Origin of the sequence: Plantactinospora sp. WMMC1484 (assembly GCF_049315195.1) — a bacterium.
Lineage (GTDB): Bacteria > Actinomycetota > Actinomycetes > Mycobacteriales > Micromonosporaceae > Plantactinospora.
In genome coordinates, this window is sequence record NZ_CP186055.1 from 686,252 (window position 1) to 702,169 (window position 15,918).

At 73.8% G+C, this 15,918-nt stretch carries 16 protein-coding genes; 8 read left to right on the plus strand and 8 right to left on the minus strand.

The window, feature by feature from the left end:
- The first annotated feature begins 137 nt into the window (after window positions 1-137).
- The 4 genes from ACN28C_RS03020 to ACN28C_RS03035 all read left to right on the plus strand — a co-directional run bounded on the left by ACN28C_RS03020 (window position 138) and on the right by ACN28C_RS03035 (window position 4,295).
- Window positions 138-608, plus strand: coding sequence for a DUF742 domain-containing protein (locus ACN28C_RS03020; RefSeq protein WP_422774491.1), 471 nt, complete (start codon window positions 138-140; stop codon window positions 606-608).
- Window positions 586-1,374 (plus strand): GTP-binding protein, encoded by a 789-nt coding sequence (locus tag ACN28C_RS03025; protein WP_422772088.1) that lies wholly within the window; start codon window positions 586-588, stop codon window positions 1,372-1,374. The genes ACN28C_RS03020 and ACN28C_RS03025 overlap by 23 nt, the downstream gene beginning before the upstream one ends.
- Before the next feature lie 50 nt (window positions 1,375-1,424).
- Window positions 1,425-1,832, plus strand: coding sequence for a hypothetical protein (locus ACN28C_RS03030; protein ID WP_422772089.1), 408 nt, complete (start codon window positions 1,425-1,427; stop codon window positions 1,830-1,832).
- 168 nt (window positions 1,833-2,000) lie between these two features.
- Window positions 2,001-4,295 (plus strand): AAA family ATPase, encoded by a 2,295-nt coding sequence (locus ACN28C_RS03035; RefSeq protein ID WP_422772090.1) that lies wholly within the window; start codon window positions 2,001-2,003, stop codon window positions 4,293-4,295.
- Window positions 4,296-4,389: 94 nt separating this feature from the next.
- Here ACN28C_RS03035 and ACN28C_RS03040 read toward each other — a convergent pair whose 3' ends face one another.
- The 3 genes from ACN28C_RS03040 to ACN28C_RS03050 all read right to left on the minus strand — a co-directional run bounded on the left by ACN28C_RS03040 (window position 4,390) and on the right by ACN28C_RS03050 (window position 7,181).
- Complete coding sequence (locus tag ACN28C_RS03040) at window positions 4,390-4,908, minus strand: GNAT family N-acetyltransferase (protein WP_422772091.1); 519 nt, start codon at window positions 4,906-4,908, stop codon at window positions 4,390-4,392.
- A 347-nt stretch (window positions 4,909-5,255) separates the two neighbouring features.
- Window positions 5,256-6,119 (minus strand): hypothetical protein, encoded by an 864-nt coding sequence (locus ACN28C_RS03045; RefSeq protein WP_422772092.1) that lies wholly within the window; start codon window positions 6,117-6,119, stop codon window positions 5,256-5,258.
- 42 nt (window positions 6,120-6,161) lie between these two features.
- Window positions 6,162-7,181 (minus strand): phosphotransferase, encoded by a 1,020-nt coding sequence (locus ACN28C_RS03050; RefSeq protein ID WP_422772093.1) that lies wholly within the window; start codon window positions 7,179-7,181, stop codon window positions 6,162-6,164.
- A gap of 158 nt (window positions 7,182-7,339) precedes the next feature.
- Between ACN28C_RS03050 and ACN28C_RS03055 the strand changes: the two genes are divergently transcribed.
- Window positions 7,340-7,552 (plus strand): hypothetical protein, encoded by a 213-nt coding sequence (locus ACN28C_RS03055; protein WP_421496687.1) that lies wholly within the window; start codon window positions 7,340-7,342, stop codon window positions 7,550-7,552.
- Window positions 7,553-7,580: 28 nt separating this feature from the next.
- On the opposite strand, the gene ACN28C_RS03060 is transcribed toward ACN28C_RS03055, so the two are convergent.
- From ACN28C_RS03060 to ACN28C_RS03080, 5 genes are all read right to left on the minus strand, one after another.
- Window positions 7,581-8,042 carry a DUF3263 domain-containing protein gene (locus ACN28C_RS03060; protein WP_422772094.1) on the minus strand — a complete coding sequence of 154 codons (462 nt, stop codon included), beginning with the start codon at window positions 8,040-8,042 and terminating at the stop codon, window positions 7,581-7,583.
- Between the two features lie 321 nt (window positions 8,043-8,363).
- Window positions 8,364-9,380, minus strand: coding sequence for an ABC transporter permease subunit (locus ACN28C_RS03065; protein WP_422774492.1), 1,017 nt, complete (start codon window positions 9,378-9,380; stop codon window positions 8,364-8,366).
- Window positions 9,377-10,411: an ATP-binding cassette domain-containing protein gene (locus ACN28C_RS03070; protein ID WP_422772095.1), complete on the minus strand. Its 1,035-nt coding sequence runs from the start codon at window positions 10,409-10,411 to the stop codon at window positions 9,377-9,379. The genes ACN28C_RS03065 and ACN28C_RS03070 overlap by 4 nt, the downstream gene beginning before the upstream one ends.
- Before the next feature lie 241 nt (window positions 10,412-10,652).
- Window positions 10,653-11,309 (minus strand): hypothetical protein, encoded by a 657-nt coding sequence (locus tag ACN28C_RS03075; RefSeq protein WP_422772096.1) that lies wholly within the window; start codon window positions 11,307-11,309, stop codon window positions 10,653-10,655.
- A gap of 169 nt (window positions 11,310-11,478) precedes the next feature.
- On the minus strand, window positions 11,479-12,264 hold the full coding sequence (locus tag ACN28C_RS03080; RefSeq protein ID WP_422772097.1) for a DeoR/GlpR family DNA-binding transcription regulator: 786 nt from the start codon (window positions 12,262-12,264) through the stop codon (window positions 11,479-11,481).
- Between the two features lie 276 nt (window positions 12,265-12,540).
- On the opposite strand from ACN28C_RS03080, the gene ACN28C_RS03085 reads away from it, so the two are divergent.
- The 3 genes from ACN28C_RS03085 to nagA all read left to right on the plus strand — a co-directional run bounded on the left by ACN28C_RS03085 (window position 12,541) and on the right by nagA (window position 15,844).
- Window positions 12,541-13,470, plus strand: a complete 930-nt coding sequence (locus ACN28C_RS03085) for an SIS domain-containing protein (protein ID WP_422772098.1) — start codon at window positions 12,541-12,543, stop codon at window positions 13,468-13,470.
- Window positions 13,471-13,676: 206 nt separating this feature from the next.
- Entirely contained in the window at window positions 13,677-14,636 is a 960-nt protein-coding gene (locus ACN28C_RS03090) for an ROK family protein (protein WP_422774493.1), read from the plus strand.
- A 74-nt stretch (window positions 14,637-14,710) separates the two neighbouring features.
- Window positions 14,711-15,844, plus strand: a complete 1,134-nt coding sequence (gene nagA, locus ACN28C_RS03095) for an N-acetylglucosamine-6-phosphate deacetylase (RefSeq protein ID WP_422772099.1) — start codon at window positions 14,711-14,713, stop codon at window positions 15,842-15,844.
- Window positions 15,845-15,918 lie beyond the last annotated feature (74 nt).

The following is a 15,918-nucleotide window of genomic DNA, read 5'->3' on the forward strand; positions in this document are numbered from 1 at the left end:
GTGGATGGCCTGCTGCGCCGTGCGCCGTGGAACGACATCGGGCGGGGTGAACCGCTGTGACCGAACGGAGCGAGGGCATCAGTCAGCCCGGCCGGCGTGCCGGCGGCACCGAGCGGAGCGATGCGCCGGAACCGGAGGTGGAACCGGAGCCGGAGGTGCTGCCGACGGTACGGATCCGGCCCTACCTCCAGGCCGCGCTGGCGGAGGAGACGCCCGAGCCGGAGGTCGACACCGGGGAGCTGCCGACGGTCGAGCCGGTACCGACCGGGTTGCGCCCGTTTGTCCTGACCTCCGGGCGGGTCTGCGGGGCCGACCCGGCGATCGGGCTGGAGACGCAGGTGACCGCGAAGATCGACGGCGAGTCGTGGACCGTCCCGCCGGTCAACCGGCTCTCCTCCGAACTTCAGGAAATCGTCGCGCTCTGCGCCGAGCCGATGTCCGTGGCGGAGATCTCCGCCCGGCTGCGGATGCACCTCGGCGTCACCAAGATCCTGGTCGGTGACCTGCGGGCCGCCGGCCACCTCGACGTACACGTGTATCCCGTCGAGGATGCCCACGACCCGGACCTCATTATGCGAGTGATCGATGGACTTCGTGCGATCTCCTGAGTGGCCCGCCTCGCCATCGGCCGGCCCACTGGCCAACAGCGCACCCGGCCGGTACGGCAGCCCGGCCGGACACGGTGTCGCGGGCGGCCGTGGGCTGCCCGCCGGGTACGCCCCGCCCGCCCGCCACACGCCGCCCCGGCACGCCGCCCGGGAGACCGGCGGCGACCCGGCGGCGGCGACCCGGCCCGAACAGCGGCGCGGCACCGCACCGCCGATCCCGGTGAAGATCCTGATCGCCGGGGGCTTCGGTGTCGGCAAGACGACCACCGTCGGCGCCATCTCGGAGATCGCGCCGCTGACCACCGAGGCGGAGATGACCACCGCCGGGATCGGCGTCGACGATCCCGGCATCCGTTCGGAGAAGACCACCACCACGGTGGCTATGGACTTCGGCTGCGTCACCATCGACCGCAGCCTGAAGCTCTATCTCTTCGGCACGCCGGGGCAGTCGCGGTTCGGCTTCATGTGGGACGACCTCGCCCGGGGTGCGCTCGGTGCGCTGGTGGTGGTCGACTCGTCCCGGCTCGACGACTGCTATCCCGCGATCGACTACTTCGAGCGGGCCCGGCTACCCTTCGTCGTCGCGGTCAACGCGTTCGACGGCAAGATCGCCCACGATCTCACGGCGATCCGCTGGGCGCTGGCGATCGGGGAACATGTCCCGTTGGTCCAGTTCGACGCCCGAGACCGACTTTCGGTGCGGGATGCCCTACTGATCGTGCTGGATCGGGCGCTGGATCGAGCGATCCGGGAGCGGGAGACTTAGCCCCGACGGTTGGTCGCGATGGTCGGCGGCGGGCCGGGGAAGGTGACACGATGAGGGGCGAACTGGACGACGCGCTGGCCCGGATGGAGCGCCGCGAGGCGCTGCAACGACGGCGGGCCCAGGAAGCGGCGGCCCGGGCCGGATCACCGGTCGACGAGGTGACCGAGGCGGTCCAGCGGGTCGTAGCGCAGTATCCGAACGTGGCGGTCACGATGTGGGTCGCCGACGGACCGAACATTTCGGCGATGCACGTGGCGTGGAACGACGGCGTGGTCACCGTACGACCCGCCGCCGAGCCGGCGTTGCCCACCGCCGGCCAGCCGCCCCACTCCTGGCCGATGTCGGTCAAGACGGTGCCGAGCTGGGCAGACCCGGAAGATCCGCCCAACCCCGACGCCGCCGCCCGGCTCGCCGACCTGATCCGTCGGGACCCGTCACTGCTCGGCCCCGACGACTAGGTAGTTCGGCCCCGACGACCAGGCGGCTCGGCCCCGAACGACCAGGCGGCGACCGGTGAGCCGGGCCGGTCCCGTCGGGCTGTGGCCCGGAGCGGTGATCCCGGAGCGGTGATCCCCGGTCGCGTCCTCGCGCGTCGGCGGCTGGTTCCGGCCGGTACTCTCGGCCCGGTGACGGGTCGGGATCTCACGCTCACCGCCAGCCTGCGTCCGGCCGCGCTCGACGCCCGTCGGGGCATCGTCCGGCTGCACCCGGAGGTGCTGACCGCGCTGGGGCTGCATCCCGGCGACCCGGTACGGCTCACCGGGCGCCGCAGCACCGCCGGGATCGTGGCCCGGGCGGAGTCGTCGGCGAGCCGCGCCCTGCTCTACGCCGACGACCTGCTCCTCGGCAACCTCGGCGTACGCGACGGTAGCCAGGTCACCGTCGCTCCGACCCCGGTGCTGGCCGCCCGCCGGGTGGAGCTCTCCGGGCCGCCGGAGATCGTCGCCGTCGTCTCACCGGAGATGCTCCGCCTTGCCCTGCTCGGCAAGATGGTGACCGCCGGCGACGATGTCTCCCTGCTGCCGCAGGACGTACTTCCCGCCGCGGCGGTGCGGACCCTGGTCGAGGCGGCCCGGCGCAGCCTGGCGAACACGGTCGGCTATGCCTGGACCAGCACCCTGTTGACGGTCACCGCGGCGGAGTCCGCGCCCGGACCCGCCGACCGGGTCGGGCCCGACGCCCCGCGGGATCGGGCGGATTCCGTGCTGGTGACCATGGACAGCGTGGTGGCCTGGCGGGACGGCCACTCGACGCACGGGTCGACGCCGGCCGATGCGCGGGCGGTCGCCGGAGCCCCGAGCACAGGCACGGACGGGAGCGGCGCCGGGGGTGCGGGCATCGCGGCCGGGCCGTCGGATCCGGCTCCCGGGCTGGACGAGCTGCCCGGACTGCGGGCCCAGGCCGAGGAGCTGACCGAGCTGCTCGACCTCGGTTTCCACCACCGGGAGGTGCTGGGCCGGCTCGGCACCACCGTCTCGCTCGGCGTACTGCTGACCGGGCCCGCCGGGTCGGGGAAGTCTGCGCTGGTCCGGGCAATCTCCCGCGCCGTGGGGGCCCGGTTCACCGCGATCTGGGCACCCGAGATCGCCGCGCTCACCAACGACGCCGCCGCCCGCCGGCTCCGCGAGGCCACCGCGTCGGTCCGGGACGCGGCCCCCGCGGTGCTGCTGGTCTCCGACGTCGAGGCGCTGGCGCCGCGTGACACCCCCGGTCCGGTGGGTACGGTCTTCCGGCAGCTCCTGGCCGAGACGGTACGCGCGGGAGCCGCCGTGGTCTGCACCACGAGCCGGCCGGAGTCGGTCGACCCGGCGCTGCGCTCCCCCGACCTGCTCTCCCTGGAGATCGCGATTCCGCTGCCGGACACCGCGCTGCGCCGGGAGCAGTTGACCGTGCTGACCCGGGGCATGCCGCTCGCCGACGACGTCCGGCTGGACGAGGTGGCCGCCCGTACGCCCGGATTCGTCGCCGCCGACCTGGCCGCGCTGGCCCGCGAGGCCGGGGTGCGCGCCGCGCTGCGCCAGAAGGCGGCGACCGGCCCGACGGTGGCGATGGCCGACTTCGCGGCGGCGCTGGAGGTCGTGCGACCGACGTCGATGGCCGAGTCCTCGATGCTGGAGCTGGCCGAGGTGACCCTGGACGACGTGGGCGACATGGCCGAGGTCAAGGAGGTGCTGACCGAGTCGGTGCTCTGGCCGCTGAACTACCCGGACACCTTTGCCCGGCTCGGTGTGCAGCCGCCGCGCGGCGTGCTGCTCTACGGCCCGCCGGGCTGCGGCAAGACCTTCCTGGTCAGCGCGCTCGCCGGCACCGGGCGGGCGAACGTGCTGTCGGTGAAGGGCGCGGAGCTGCTCTCGAAGTGGGTCGGCGAGAGCGAGCGGGCCGTCCGGGAGCTCTTCCGCCGGGCCCGGGAGGCGGCGCCGACCCTGGTCTTCCTCGACGAGGTGGACGCGCTGGCTTCGCTGCGTGGCCAGGCCACCGACGGCGGCACCACCGACCGGGTGGTCGCCGCGCTCCTGACCGAGCTGGACGGGGTGGAGCCGCTGCGCAACGTCGTGGTGGTCGGCGCCACGAACCGGCCGGACCTGGTGGATCCGGCACTGCTCCGGCCGGGCCGGCTGGAGCGGCTGGTCTACGTGCCGCCGCCGGACACCGCGGCCCGGGCCGCGATCCTGAAGGCGGCGGCCCGGAACGTGCCGCTCGCCCCCGAGGTGGAGTTGGCGGCGCTGGCCGGGGAGTTGACGGGATTCTCCGCCGCCGACTGCGCGGCACTGGTCCGGGAGGCGGCCCTCGCCGCGATGCGGGAGTCGCTGGAGGCGAGCACCGTGCACGCCGGGCACGTGGCGGCGGCCCGGGAGCGGGTCCGGCCGTCCCTGGATCCGGCCCAGGTCGCCTGGCTGGCCGCGTACGCCGCGCAGCGGTGAGGAGGGGGCGACGGCGGCTCAGCCCTGCCGCATGGTGGCCGGGGTTCCGGCGGTCTCGTGGATCACGTCCTGGCTCCCGGCGCGCGGCTGGTGGTCACCAGGCGCCGGCCGGCGCCTCGTTGACACCGAGCCGGATCTCCGCCCGGATCGCCGCCCCGTCTTCGCAGAACACCGCGCCGCACCGGCGCAGCAGGTTCAGCGCCGGCAGGTTGTCCGACCGGGTCTCGGCCACCACCCGACAGGCGCCGGCCTCGATCGCCTCGGCGAGCAGCAACCGCAGCGCGATCAGCCCGATGCCCTGCCCCCGGGTGGACTTGCCGAGCCACATCCCGGTCTCCAGGGTGCCCGGCTCGGCGCGCCGCCCCAGTCGGATCATGCCGACCACGTCGCCGTCCTGGATGATCGCGTACATCAGGTTGCCGGTCGGCCCCGTCAGGCCGCCGAAGTTGGCCCGGTAGAACTCCCGGAACGCGTCGCGGCGCGCCTGCGACCAGCCGGCCGGCGCCTCGACCGGCGGCATCACCTCGTCCGGCTCCGTCTCGGCGACCGCCACCGACAGCAGCGGTTCGAGATTGTGCTCGCCTATCGGCGCCAGCCGTACCTCACGGGTCACGATCTCGATGCTTCTCGCCGGGTCGCCGCCGCGTCCACCGGTTTGCCAGACCCGCGCCGTTCGGGCCATCCCCAGCCGACCGGGCGTCCCCCCTGCCGACTGGCTGGTCGTGCCTGTGCCGACGCCGGCCGGCGGACCCGGCCCGGCCCCACGGTCGGCGCTGGCCAGGACATGCGCCGGTCCCGGTCGGCCGCGCCGCCGGTCCCGGTCGGCCGCGCCGCCGGTCCCGGTCGGCCGCACCGCCGGTCCCGGTCGGCCGCACCGCCGGTCCTGGACAGACGCGGTGGCGCGGGAAACGCCACCCGGCCTTCCCCCGGTCCCGCGCCGTCGACGGCGTCCCCGTGGGGTCACTCCTCGAACTCGCAGAGCACGGCCGTCGCGTCGTCGTGACGCTTGAAGCCGGCACGGCGCCGGCCGTCCCCCGCCTCGGCCAGCCGGACCCGGCGGACCAGCTCGCCCGGCCCGGCCTCGCAGAGCAGGTCGAGCAGGCCGCGCCAGTCGAAGAGCCCGAACTGCTCGACCGCGACCGAAGCACCGTCGGTCAGCAGCGCGGCCCGGCGGACCCGGCCCGGCCCGTGCAGCGGCAGGCTCCCGGTGACCGCGTGGAAGGCGGCGTCGGGATCGGCGGCGGCCACCCAGTAACCGTGGGTCCGGTTCATCTGCTCCCGCTGCAACGTCACCGAGCGGCGGAACCGGGTCGCCGCGTCCACCTGCCCGGGATCGGCCACCGCCAGCGCCTTCTGCCGCAGGTCGGCCATTGCCGTCCCCAGCCGCTCGTCCGAGACCACCCGGATCCGTTCGCCGAGGTCGAGCACGAGCGGGCTGTCGCAGAGCACCAGATAGTCGACATGGTCGCCGACCTGCCGCAGCAGGCAGACCGTCGCCGACGGGGTGCCCGGATGGTCCAGGTCGCAGGCGCCGCCGTGGTCGGCCCGGACCGCGAGGATCGCGGCGGCGAGGTTGCCGGCCAGCGCGGCGGCGGGCCGGTCCGCGGCGGCCAGCCCGAGCCGCGCCGCGAGCCGCCGGACATACCAGGCCGGTCCGTGTACGCAGCCGGTGTCGAAGCCGTCCGGCACCGTCGCCCCGTCGAGGACGCCGACCAGGTCCCCGTACCGGAAGACGTGGTCCTCGTTCTCCGGTCGGCCCGGCGCCGGCACGGAGACCGAGCGGACCCGCATCGCCTTCGGCTGCTCCTGGCCCAGCGGTCTCATCGGCGGCTCCCGGCGGTCGGACAGGTGGGTTCCCGTCCTGTTCTACCGCGAATCGCCACCCTCCCCGGCCCGAATCGGCCGGTCGTCGAGCTTGCGCGCCCAGTCGTCGAGGTGGGCGAGGAATGCGGGCAACCGCTCCAGCCGCGCACACGCGGTCCGGTCCAGTTCGGCGACGTCCCACGGGCCGCTCTCCTGCCAGCCGACCGAGACGTTCAGCCGCTCGGCCAGCCGGCTGAGCATCATTCCGGCCCGGCGCAGCAGGAGGGCGTCGGCTGCCGGCAGGCGACCGCCGTGCCGCGCGTACGCCGCCAGGATCCTCCGGCCGACCACCGGGTCGGGCACCTGCCGGCCCAGGGCGGCGAAGGCGTACGCGGTGTGCCCGGCCTCCAGCCCGGCACAGTCCGGGCCGGCGGTGTCCCAGTCGACCAGCACCGGGGCACCGTCGTCGGTGACGAGCACGTTCCACGGTTCGACGTCCCGGTGGGTCAGGACGTAACCGCCGGCCGCCTCGAACCCCTGCCTGATCCGTTCGCTCTCGGCGAGCAGCAGCGGCAGGCGGTGGGCCAGCAGCGGCGCCCACGGCCGGCCCCGCCGGGCGCCCTCGTCCCGCCACCGCTGCCACCGCGCCCGGTCGTGCAGGCCGTACACCTCCGGTTCGGCGGCCGGCAGCGGGTGCACCCGGTGCAGGGTCGCCAGGGTCGTGCCGAGCCACTCCGCGAGGTCGTCCTCGGCGGTCGGCGCCCGTCCCGGCACCCACTCGTACGCCCGCAGCATGCCGAAGCCGGACACCTCGGTGACGTACCCGAAGGCGGGGCGCACCGGTGGGACCGGGCGCGGCAGGTCGATCCCGGCGGCGCGGGCCCGGCCCTCGAACTCCATCGCGCGGGCGAACTGCTCGCGCCAGCCGGCGCAGTCCACCTGTTTGACCAGCACCCGCCCGTCGGCGGTCTGCAGGCTCCAGGTCCGGTGGCTGGTGTGTGCCCATTCGGTGAACGGCCCGGTCGGTCGGGCCAGCCCGAAGGCGTCCGCCACCATCCGTGCCGAGTCCGTTACCGCCGTCACCGGCGTCACGGTACCGGCCGCGCACACCGTCGATGTGCCCCGGGCCGGCGCGAGCGGGGCGGGGCTTTGCTGGACCGCATCCCGGCAACCAGCCGACCAGCAACGATTACCGAAGGTAGTTTCATGTTACGAGCGGTTACGCGAGGAGGGGACAGCAGATGTTGGAGCACCTGCACCGGATGGGCCTGCGGGCCGAGCACATGTACATGGCCGGCGCGGCCAGCATCGGGTTGTCGTTCCTGAGCTGGATGCTGTCGAAGCAGATGGAGCACGCCGGAATCGACCGGGCCGACCGCTGGGGGATCTTCATCGGCGAGTGGGCACCGACCTTCATCGCGCTCGGCAACGGGCTGCGCACCTACGAGAAGTAGCCACCACGAGCGCCCGGGAGCCGGGTGCTCAGCGGCGACGGTTGCGGCTCCGGGTCGCGCGGAGCCGGCGGAGCCGGGCGACCAGCATCGGCTCGGCCTCCAGCGCGGCCGGATTGTCGAGCAGTCCGTTGAGGATCTGATAGTACCGGGTCGCGGAGAGGTCGAAGGCGTCCCTGATCGCCTGTTCCTTGGCGCCGGCATGTTTCCACCAGCGCCGTTCGAAGGCGAGGATCTCCCGCTCCCGCTCGGTGAGTGCCGGGTCGGCCGGCGGTGCCTGCGCGGGAATCTCCGCCAGCTCGTCGGACTCCGCGCCGGGGGCGGCACGCGGCTGCGGGACATGGCCGGCCGTCTCGCGAGCCCGGCCCCGCACTCCCCGGTCGGCCTCTTCGAGGTCGACCTCGCCGGGGGCGGCCTCGCCGAGCCCGGTCTCGTCGGGGTCAGTCTCGTCGGGGTCGGTCTCGTCGTCGGCGGGTGCAGAGGGGTTCCGCATGGCACTCCTCTGATGTCGACACGACACGACCTGCGAACAGTTCACCAGCGTAGCGACGCCGGCCCAAGACCGCACCGGCCGCCACGGGCGACAACCGTCACCTGCGCCACGCCCGCGACCGCCGTTGTGGACACATCCACCAGGGACGCGACGGCCGTCGGGGTGACCGCCGACGGCCATGGGGACGCGACGGCCGTGGGGGACGCGACGGTCGCCGGGGACGGCGCCCCCGGCCGCCGCCCCCGCCCCCCCGTGACCGTCGCCGTGACCGGCCGCCGCGCATCGCCGCGACCGTCACCGCGCCCGTGGTCCCGCCGCGGGTCAGGTGATGTCCCGCCGCCTCATGGACCAGATCGCCGTACCGAGCACCGCCACCAGCGCGACGGCGAGCAGGACCGACGAGTTCTGCCAGGTGATGTCCCGGGTCGCCGGCTCGCACCCACCGGTGAACGTCGTCTGGCAGGCCTCCCAGTTGCGCAGCGTGATTTTCTTGTCCATCCAGGCCAGCAGGTATGTCGGCAGCAGATATGCCTCGATGAACTTGACCTGCGCCATCGACAGCACGATGCCCAGACCGAACTGTCCGACCACCATCACCCCGAGCACGCCGCCGAGTGCCAGCGCGGTGTGCCGGCCGAGCGAAGCCAGGCCGAAACCGAGCGCCCCGGCCACCAGGATCAGGGTGAGCCCGCGCAGACCTGTCAACCCGAGCGACTGCCAGACCCCGGAGGTCATCCCGTCGGTGCTGCCCCGGAGGCTGCCGGTCGCCCAGAACGCGGCCGTCCACAGGGCTCCGGCCGCCACCGTCAGGCCGAAGAGCGCGGAGAGCAGGGCTGCCAGCTTGGTGAGGAGTACCCGGACCCGCTGCGGGCGCCAGAGCAGCAGGTTCATCATGCCGCCCGTACTCCACTCGGCACCGACGAACGACGCACCACCGACGAACGCGACCAGCGCGAGCACGGCGGTGAGCGTGGTGATGGTGGGTGCGAACTCCTGGCGGAACTCGAAGGTGGGCGGCATGTGCCACTCGGCCCGGAAGGCGTTCCGGGGCGGAGCCTCGATCACCGAACAGTCGTCCGGGAAACCGTCCGCCACGGCCCCGCCGGTCGCCTTCGCCCGCTCGCACTCCGCCCGGTGCTGCTGCACCATGGCGACGTTCTGCTGATATTCCCGCTCGGCGGCGCGTTCCGCCTCGGCGATCTGGGCCGGCCCCACCCTCTGGTTGGTGAGGAACATGCCGACCGCGACGGCGACCAGCACGAGCAGCCCGGCCAGGGTCAGATAGCGGACGAACCGCCGCTTGCCGAGCCGGCGCAGTTCGGTGGTGTAGAGGTTCACACTCCCCACCCCCCGTTGGTTCCCGTCGTTCCTGTCGTTCCCGTCGAGCCGGCCGTGCCGCCGCCGTCAACCACCACGGACTCGTCCACCTGGCGGTGCTGGCCGGGCACCGGGGCGGTGGCGGTCAGCTCCAGGAAGACGCTCTCCAGGTCGACGGTGATCGGGGCCAGCTCGCTGACGAAGAGGTTGGCGGCGGCGAGCGTACGGGTGACGCTGGCCGGCTTGTCCACCTCGTACACCAGCAGGTGGTCGTCCTGCGGGGTGACCCGTACGCCGGACCGGGCGAGCAGGTCGGCGGCGACCGGCAGGTCGGTGACCGCCTCCAGCCGGACCCGCAGCCCGCCGCCGGAGTGCTCGGCCAGCACCTCGGCGACCGGGCCGGCGGCGACCCGGCGGCCCAGCGAGATGATGGTCACCGAATCGCAGATCAGCTGCACCTCGCCGAGGATGTGGCTGGAGACCACCACCGTCATCCCGGAGGCGGCGAGGTCGCGCATCAGGGTCCGCATCTCCCGGATGCCGCCCGGGTCGAGCCCGTTGGCCGGCTCGTCGAGGATCAGCAGCTTCGGGTTCTTCAGCAGGGCGGAGGCGACCGCGAGCCGCTGCTTCATGCCGAGCGAGTAGGTCTTGACCCGGTCCTTGGCCCGCTCGCGCAGGCCGACCAGCTCCAGCACCTCCAGCACCCGGGTCTGCGGCACGCCGCCGGCACCGGCCAGCAGCGAGAGGGTGTCCCGGGCGGAGAAGTGTGGGAAGAACTGCGGGCTCTCCACGATCGCACCGACCTGGCCGGCGACCACCGGCAGCGCCGCCGGCACCTCCCGGCCGAGGATCGCCATCCGGCCGCCGTTGGGCCGGATCAGGCCGAGCAGGGTACGCAGGGTGGTGGTCTTGCCCGAACCGTTGGGGCCGAGGAACCCGTGCACCTGTCCGGCCTCGACCCGCATGTCGAACCCGTCCAGGGCTTGTCGGACGCCCCGGCGTCTACTCCGGTAGGTCTTGCGCAGACCTTCGATCTCGAGTACCGCAGCCATCGCGACCCCTCTGGTCATGTCCGGTTGTCGCGGGCCACCGTACCATCGCTTTGCAGGCTACCGCGCTATACACGCTAGTAGCGCAGAGAAACACGCTAGTAGTGCAGAGAAGGTCGCTCTCGACGACGCATCGCCTTGCCAGTGGATGGCGAGCGACAGCACGCCGGCACCGGGCTCCCGGTGCCGGCATGCGCCTCCGGCCGCCCGACCGGGGTGCGGACCGGACCGTGGGCCATGCCGGTCAGCCGGCCCGGCGGGGTGCGACTCCCACCACCCAGAGTTCCCGGCCGAGCCACGCCGCTCCGACCGCGACGAGGACGCCGTGCGCGATCCGGATCGGCGCCGGGGTGTAGAACTGCGGCAGGAAGAGGACGAACCCCGCGGCGAAGAGGAGCCCGCTGGGGCGGTACAGCGTCCCGGACCGCCACACCGCCGCCGCGGTGCACACTCCGGCGACGGCCAGCGCGAGCAGCCCGAGCACGAATGTCGTGGCGGCGACCGGGCTGAAGCGCACCGCCTCCACCAGACCGAGCAGGTCGAACCGTTCCCCCTCGGCGGCCTGGCGGGCGATGGCGTACAGGCCGAAGTCCTCGGCGCCGTAGTACGGCAGCACCAGCCCCGCACCGAGCCAGCCTGCGAGGGTCGCGGCGATCCCGAGCCGATCACCCGGGGTGCCCCGGACCGCACTCCAAACCGCGAGCAGGGCCGGGGGCAACAGAATGAAGCCGACCATGGCGAAGAGGTGCGAGGCGATCCAGCCACCGGAGCCCATCGCGGCGAGCGCGCCCTCGACGGTGGTCTCGTCGTGCCACGGTCGCAGGGCCGGATAGAGCACGAACAACCCGCCGGCGGCGACGAAGGCGAACGCGCCGAGTCGGGTGTGGGTCAGGGTTGCCATGTCTTCTCCCATGCCGTGGCGTGGGCGCGCTGACGCAGGCGCCCAGCCGTGCCGATGGTGCGTAGCTGTAAGGCTAATGACAGTAGCTTTGGGCGTCAACCGGCCCGCCCGGCCACGGGTGGGGCCGCCGCGATCTCGGCGAGTGGAGCAGTGGCGACCGGTCGGAGTTTCAGGCGGAGATGACGTGGACGCCGGCGTCGCGGAAGGCAGCGACCGTCTCCGGGTCGGCGCCGGAGTCGGTGACCAGGGTCTCGACCCGTTCGATCGGGCAGATCCGGGCGAAGGCGTGCCCACCGAGCTTGGAGGAGTCGGCGATGATCACGACCCGCTTGGCACGGGCCACCATCAGGTTGTTCATCGACGCCTCGCCCTCGTGGTGCGCCGCCGCGCCGAGCTGTACGTCGATGGCGTCCACCCCGAGCAGCGCCACGTCGAGGGTCACCTCGCGGAGCAGTGCCCCGCCGAGCGGCCCGACCAGTTCGAAGGACTGCGGCCGGACCACGCCGCCGGCCACCACGATCTTCATCCGGGACCGGACCAGCAGCTCGTTGGCGATGTTCAGCGCGTTGGTCACCACGGTCAACTGGGCACCGTCGGCGCTGCTGTTCAGGTCGGGCCGGACGGCCAGTGCCCGGGCGACCTCGGTCGTCGTGGTGCCACCGTTGAGCCCGACTACCGTCCCCGGTGCGACCAGGGCCGCGGCGGCGGCGCCGATCCGCTGCTTCTCGGCCGAGTGCTTGGCCGTCTTGTAGCGCAGCGGCAGGTCGTAGGAGACACCGTTGGCGACCGCACCGCCCCGGGTACGTGTGATCATCTGCTGCTGGGCCAGTTGGTCGAAGTCGCGGCGGATGGTGGCCTGCGATACGTCCAAGCGGCCCGCCGCGTCCTCCACGCTGACCCGACCGGTCTCGGTCAGCAGTTCGAGCAGCGCGTTCCATCTGGCATAGCGGTCCACCCCGGGCCTCCAGCTATGTGCGTGCGGAGATTTCGTGCACAATAGTGCGCGAAACGCGCGCCCGCAAAACTCGCTTCTGCGCGAAGCTGTGGAACTCCGGCCCGGCGTCCCCCAGGTCCGTGCCCCGGCGCAAATCGTGCCCCGGTTGCCACGACCACAATGTTTCGCGCAGAATAACGCGCGAAAGATCGTTAAACCGAGCCGTATTGTGCAGGCCGGTCCGCCGCGACACGGCGCCGCCCTGCGGGTGCGGGTTATCGCCCGCGAGGAGCTGCGATGGGCCACGTCGACGCCGAGATCAGCAGTCAACCCGAGTGCTGGCGACGGGCCGCCGCGCTGGCCGCCGACTCCACCGCCGCCCTGCCCCGACCCGGTGAACGGGTCGCGGTCGTCGGCTGCGGGACCTCCTGGTTCATGGCGACGGCCTACGCCGGGCTGCGCGAACGCGCCGGACACGGCGAGACGGACGCGTTCCAGGCCTCCGAGTTCCCGCTCGACCGCCCGTACGACCGGGTCGTCGCGATCACCCGCTCCGGCACCACCACCGAGGTCCTGGACGTGCTCACCGCGGTGCGTGGCCGCCGGCCGAGCAGCGTCATCGTCGGCGACCCCGGCTCGCCCGCCGCAGAGCTGGCCGACCAGTCCGTGGCGATGCCCTTCGCCGACGAGCGTTCCGTGGTGCAGACGCGCTTCGCCACCAGCACCCTGGCCCTGCTCCGGGCCCACCTCGGCACCGATGTCCCCGCCCTGGCCGCCGACGCCGAGGTGGCGATACGCGCCCCGCTCCCGTTCGACCCCGCCCGGGTCGAGCAGATCACCTTCCTGGGCAGGGGCTGGACGGTCGGGATCGCGCACGAGGCCGCGCTCAAGTGCCGCGAGGCGGCCACCGCCTGGGCCGAGGCGTACCCGGCGATGGACTACCGGCACGGGCCGATCTCGATCGCCGCGCCCGGCCGGGTGGTCTGGGCGTTCGGGGAGATCCCGGACGGGCTCGCCGAAGACATCGCGGCGACCGGTGCGGCGTTCGTGCACAGCCGGACCCACGGGGTGCACGCGGTGATCGGCGGCTGGGCTGCCGGCCGTACCCCGCTGGACCCGATGGCGGACCTGATCCTGGCGCAGCGCTTCGCCGTCGCCCTGGCCAAGGGACGCGGTCTCGACCCGGACGCACCCCGGCATCTCAGCCGCTCCGTGGTGCTGGCGTGACCACCGACGCCACCCCGAGCGCCCCTGCCGGTGCCACCGGCACCGCGGCCGATCCACCGAGCGCCACCGGCGCCGCGCTCGACCCACCGAGCGCCACCGCCGCCGCGCTCGACCCACCGAGCGCCACCGCCGCCGCGCTCGACCCACCGAGCGCCACCGCCGCCGCGCTCGACCCATCACGCGCCACCGCCGCCGCGCGGAGCGCCGTGGGCGGGGTGCGGGGCGGGGAGGTGGTGGTCGCGCTCGACGTCGGCGGGACCGGCATGAAGTGTGCGCTGGTCCGGCCGGACGGCGGCGTCGTGCACGCCGAACGGCACCACACCCGGGCCGAGCGCGGCCCGGCCGCCGTGGTGGAGAGCATCCTCGACGTCGCCGACGGGCTCGCCGGCAAGGCGCGGGCGGACGGCTTCACCCCGGTCGCGGTCGGAGTGGCCGTGCCCGGAGTGGTCGACGAGACCAGCGGAAGGGCGGTCTGGTCGGCCAACCTCGGCTTCCGGGACGTACCCCTGCGGGAGCTGGTCGGTGCGCGGCTCGGCCTGCCGGCGGTGCTCGGCCACGACGTGCGGGTGGGCGGGCTCGCGGAGGCCCGGCTCGGCGGCGGCCGGGGCACCCGGCACGTGCTCTTCCTCGCCATCGGCACCGGAATCGCCGCCGCGCACGTGGTCGACGGGTCGGCCTTCGCGGGCGCGCACGGCGCCGCCGGCGAGCTGGGCCACGTCGTCATACGCCCCGACGGGCCGCCCTGCGGCTGCGGCCGGCTCGGCTGTCTGGAGGCGGTGGCCTCGGCCGCCGCCGTCGGCCGGCGATACGCGGCGCTGGCCGGAACAGCGGCGACCGCCGCCGAGGTGGTCGCCCGGGCGGCCGGCGGTGAGGAGACCGCCGCACGGGTGTGGCGGGAGACGATCGACGCCCTGGCCGACGGCCTGACCATCGCCCAGGCCCTCTACGACACCGAGGTCGTGGTGCTCGGCGGCGGGCTGGCCGAGGCCGGCGCCGACCTGCTCGACCCGCTCGGCGTCGCGCTGCGGCAGCGGCTCACCTTCCAGACCGAGCCCCGGTTGCGGCGGGCCGCCCTCGGCGACGAGGCCGGTTGTCTCGGCGCCGCCCTGCTCGCCGTCGACACCCTGGACAGGCTCGACACCCTCGACGTCCTGGAAACTCCGTAACCCGAGCGCCGTGGCGGCGCCGGCCCGACCGGTCCGACACGTCATGGCGCCGACGAGTGCACCGAGGAGACGACATGACCGTCCGCGTCAGCGGCAAGGTGGTAACCCCGACCGGCGTGATCCGCCAGGGGTGTGTGGAGTTGGAGGATGACCGGATCACGGCGGTCGCCGAGTATCCGTCCATAAGGGACGGACACTGGGTCGTGCCCGGCTTCGTCGACATGCACAGTCACGGCGGCGGCGGGCACACCTTCACCACCGGCGACGCCGACGCGGCCCGCGGCGCCGCCGCCTTCCACCTCGCGCACGGCACCACCAGCATGCTGGCCAGCCTGGTCAGCTCGCCGTACGAGCTGATGCGGGACGCCACCGAGGCGTACGTCCCGCTGGTGAAGGAGGGCGTGCTGGCCGGCGTCCACTACGAGGGGCCGTACCTGTCGGCGGTGCGCTGCGGCGCGCAGAACCCGGCGTTCCTCCGCGATCCGTCCCTGGACGAGCTGACCGAGCTGCTCTCCCTCGGCGACGGTACGGTCCGGATGGTCAGCATCGCCCCCGAGCTGCCCGGCGCGCTGGCCGCGATCGAGCTGCTCGTCTCCCGGCGGGTCGTCGCGGCGATCGGGCACACCGACGCCACGTACGAGCAGACCGGCGCCGGTGTGATCGCCGGGGCGACCGTGGCGACCCACCTCTTCAACGGCATGCCCAGCGCACATCACCGTGAGCCGGGGCCGGTCTTCGCGCTGCTCGGCTCCCCCAACGTGGTCTGCGAGTTGGTCGCCGACGGCGTACACCTGCACCAGGGCACCCTGGCCTTCGCCGCCGGGGTGGCCGGCCCGGACCGGGCCGCGCTGATCACCGACGCGATCGCCGCCGCCGGGATGCCGGACGGCGAGTACGAGTTGGGCGGTCAGCCCGTGGTGGTGGCCGACGGCACGGCCCGGCTCGCCACCGGCGACTCGTCCCCGGATTCCTCCCCCGGCGCGATCGCCGGCAGTGTGCTGACCATGGATGCGGCGCTGCGGGCGGCGGTCGCGGCCGGGATCCCGATGGTGGACGCCTGCCGGATGGCCGCGACGACCCCGGCCCGGGCGATCGGGCTCGGCGAGCGGATCGGCGCCCTGATGCCCGGCTGGCGGGCCGACCTGGTGGTGCTGGACGACGACCTCAACGTCGTACGGGTGATGCGTGCCGGCGAGTGGATCGAGTAGGCGCCACCCCGGATCCGCTCCGCCTCGGTGCGGGCCGCGCTCTCGGCCCGCCGCAGGTCTTCCAGTTCGTCGGC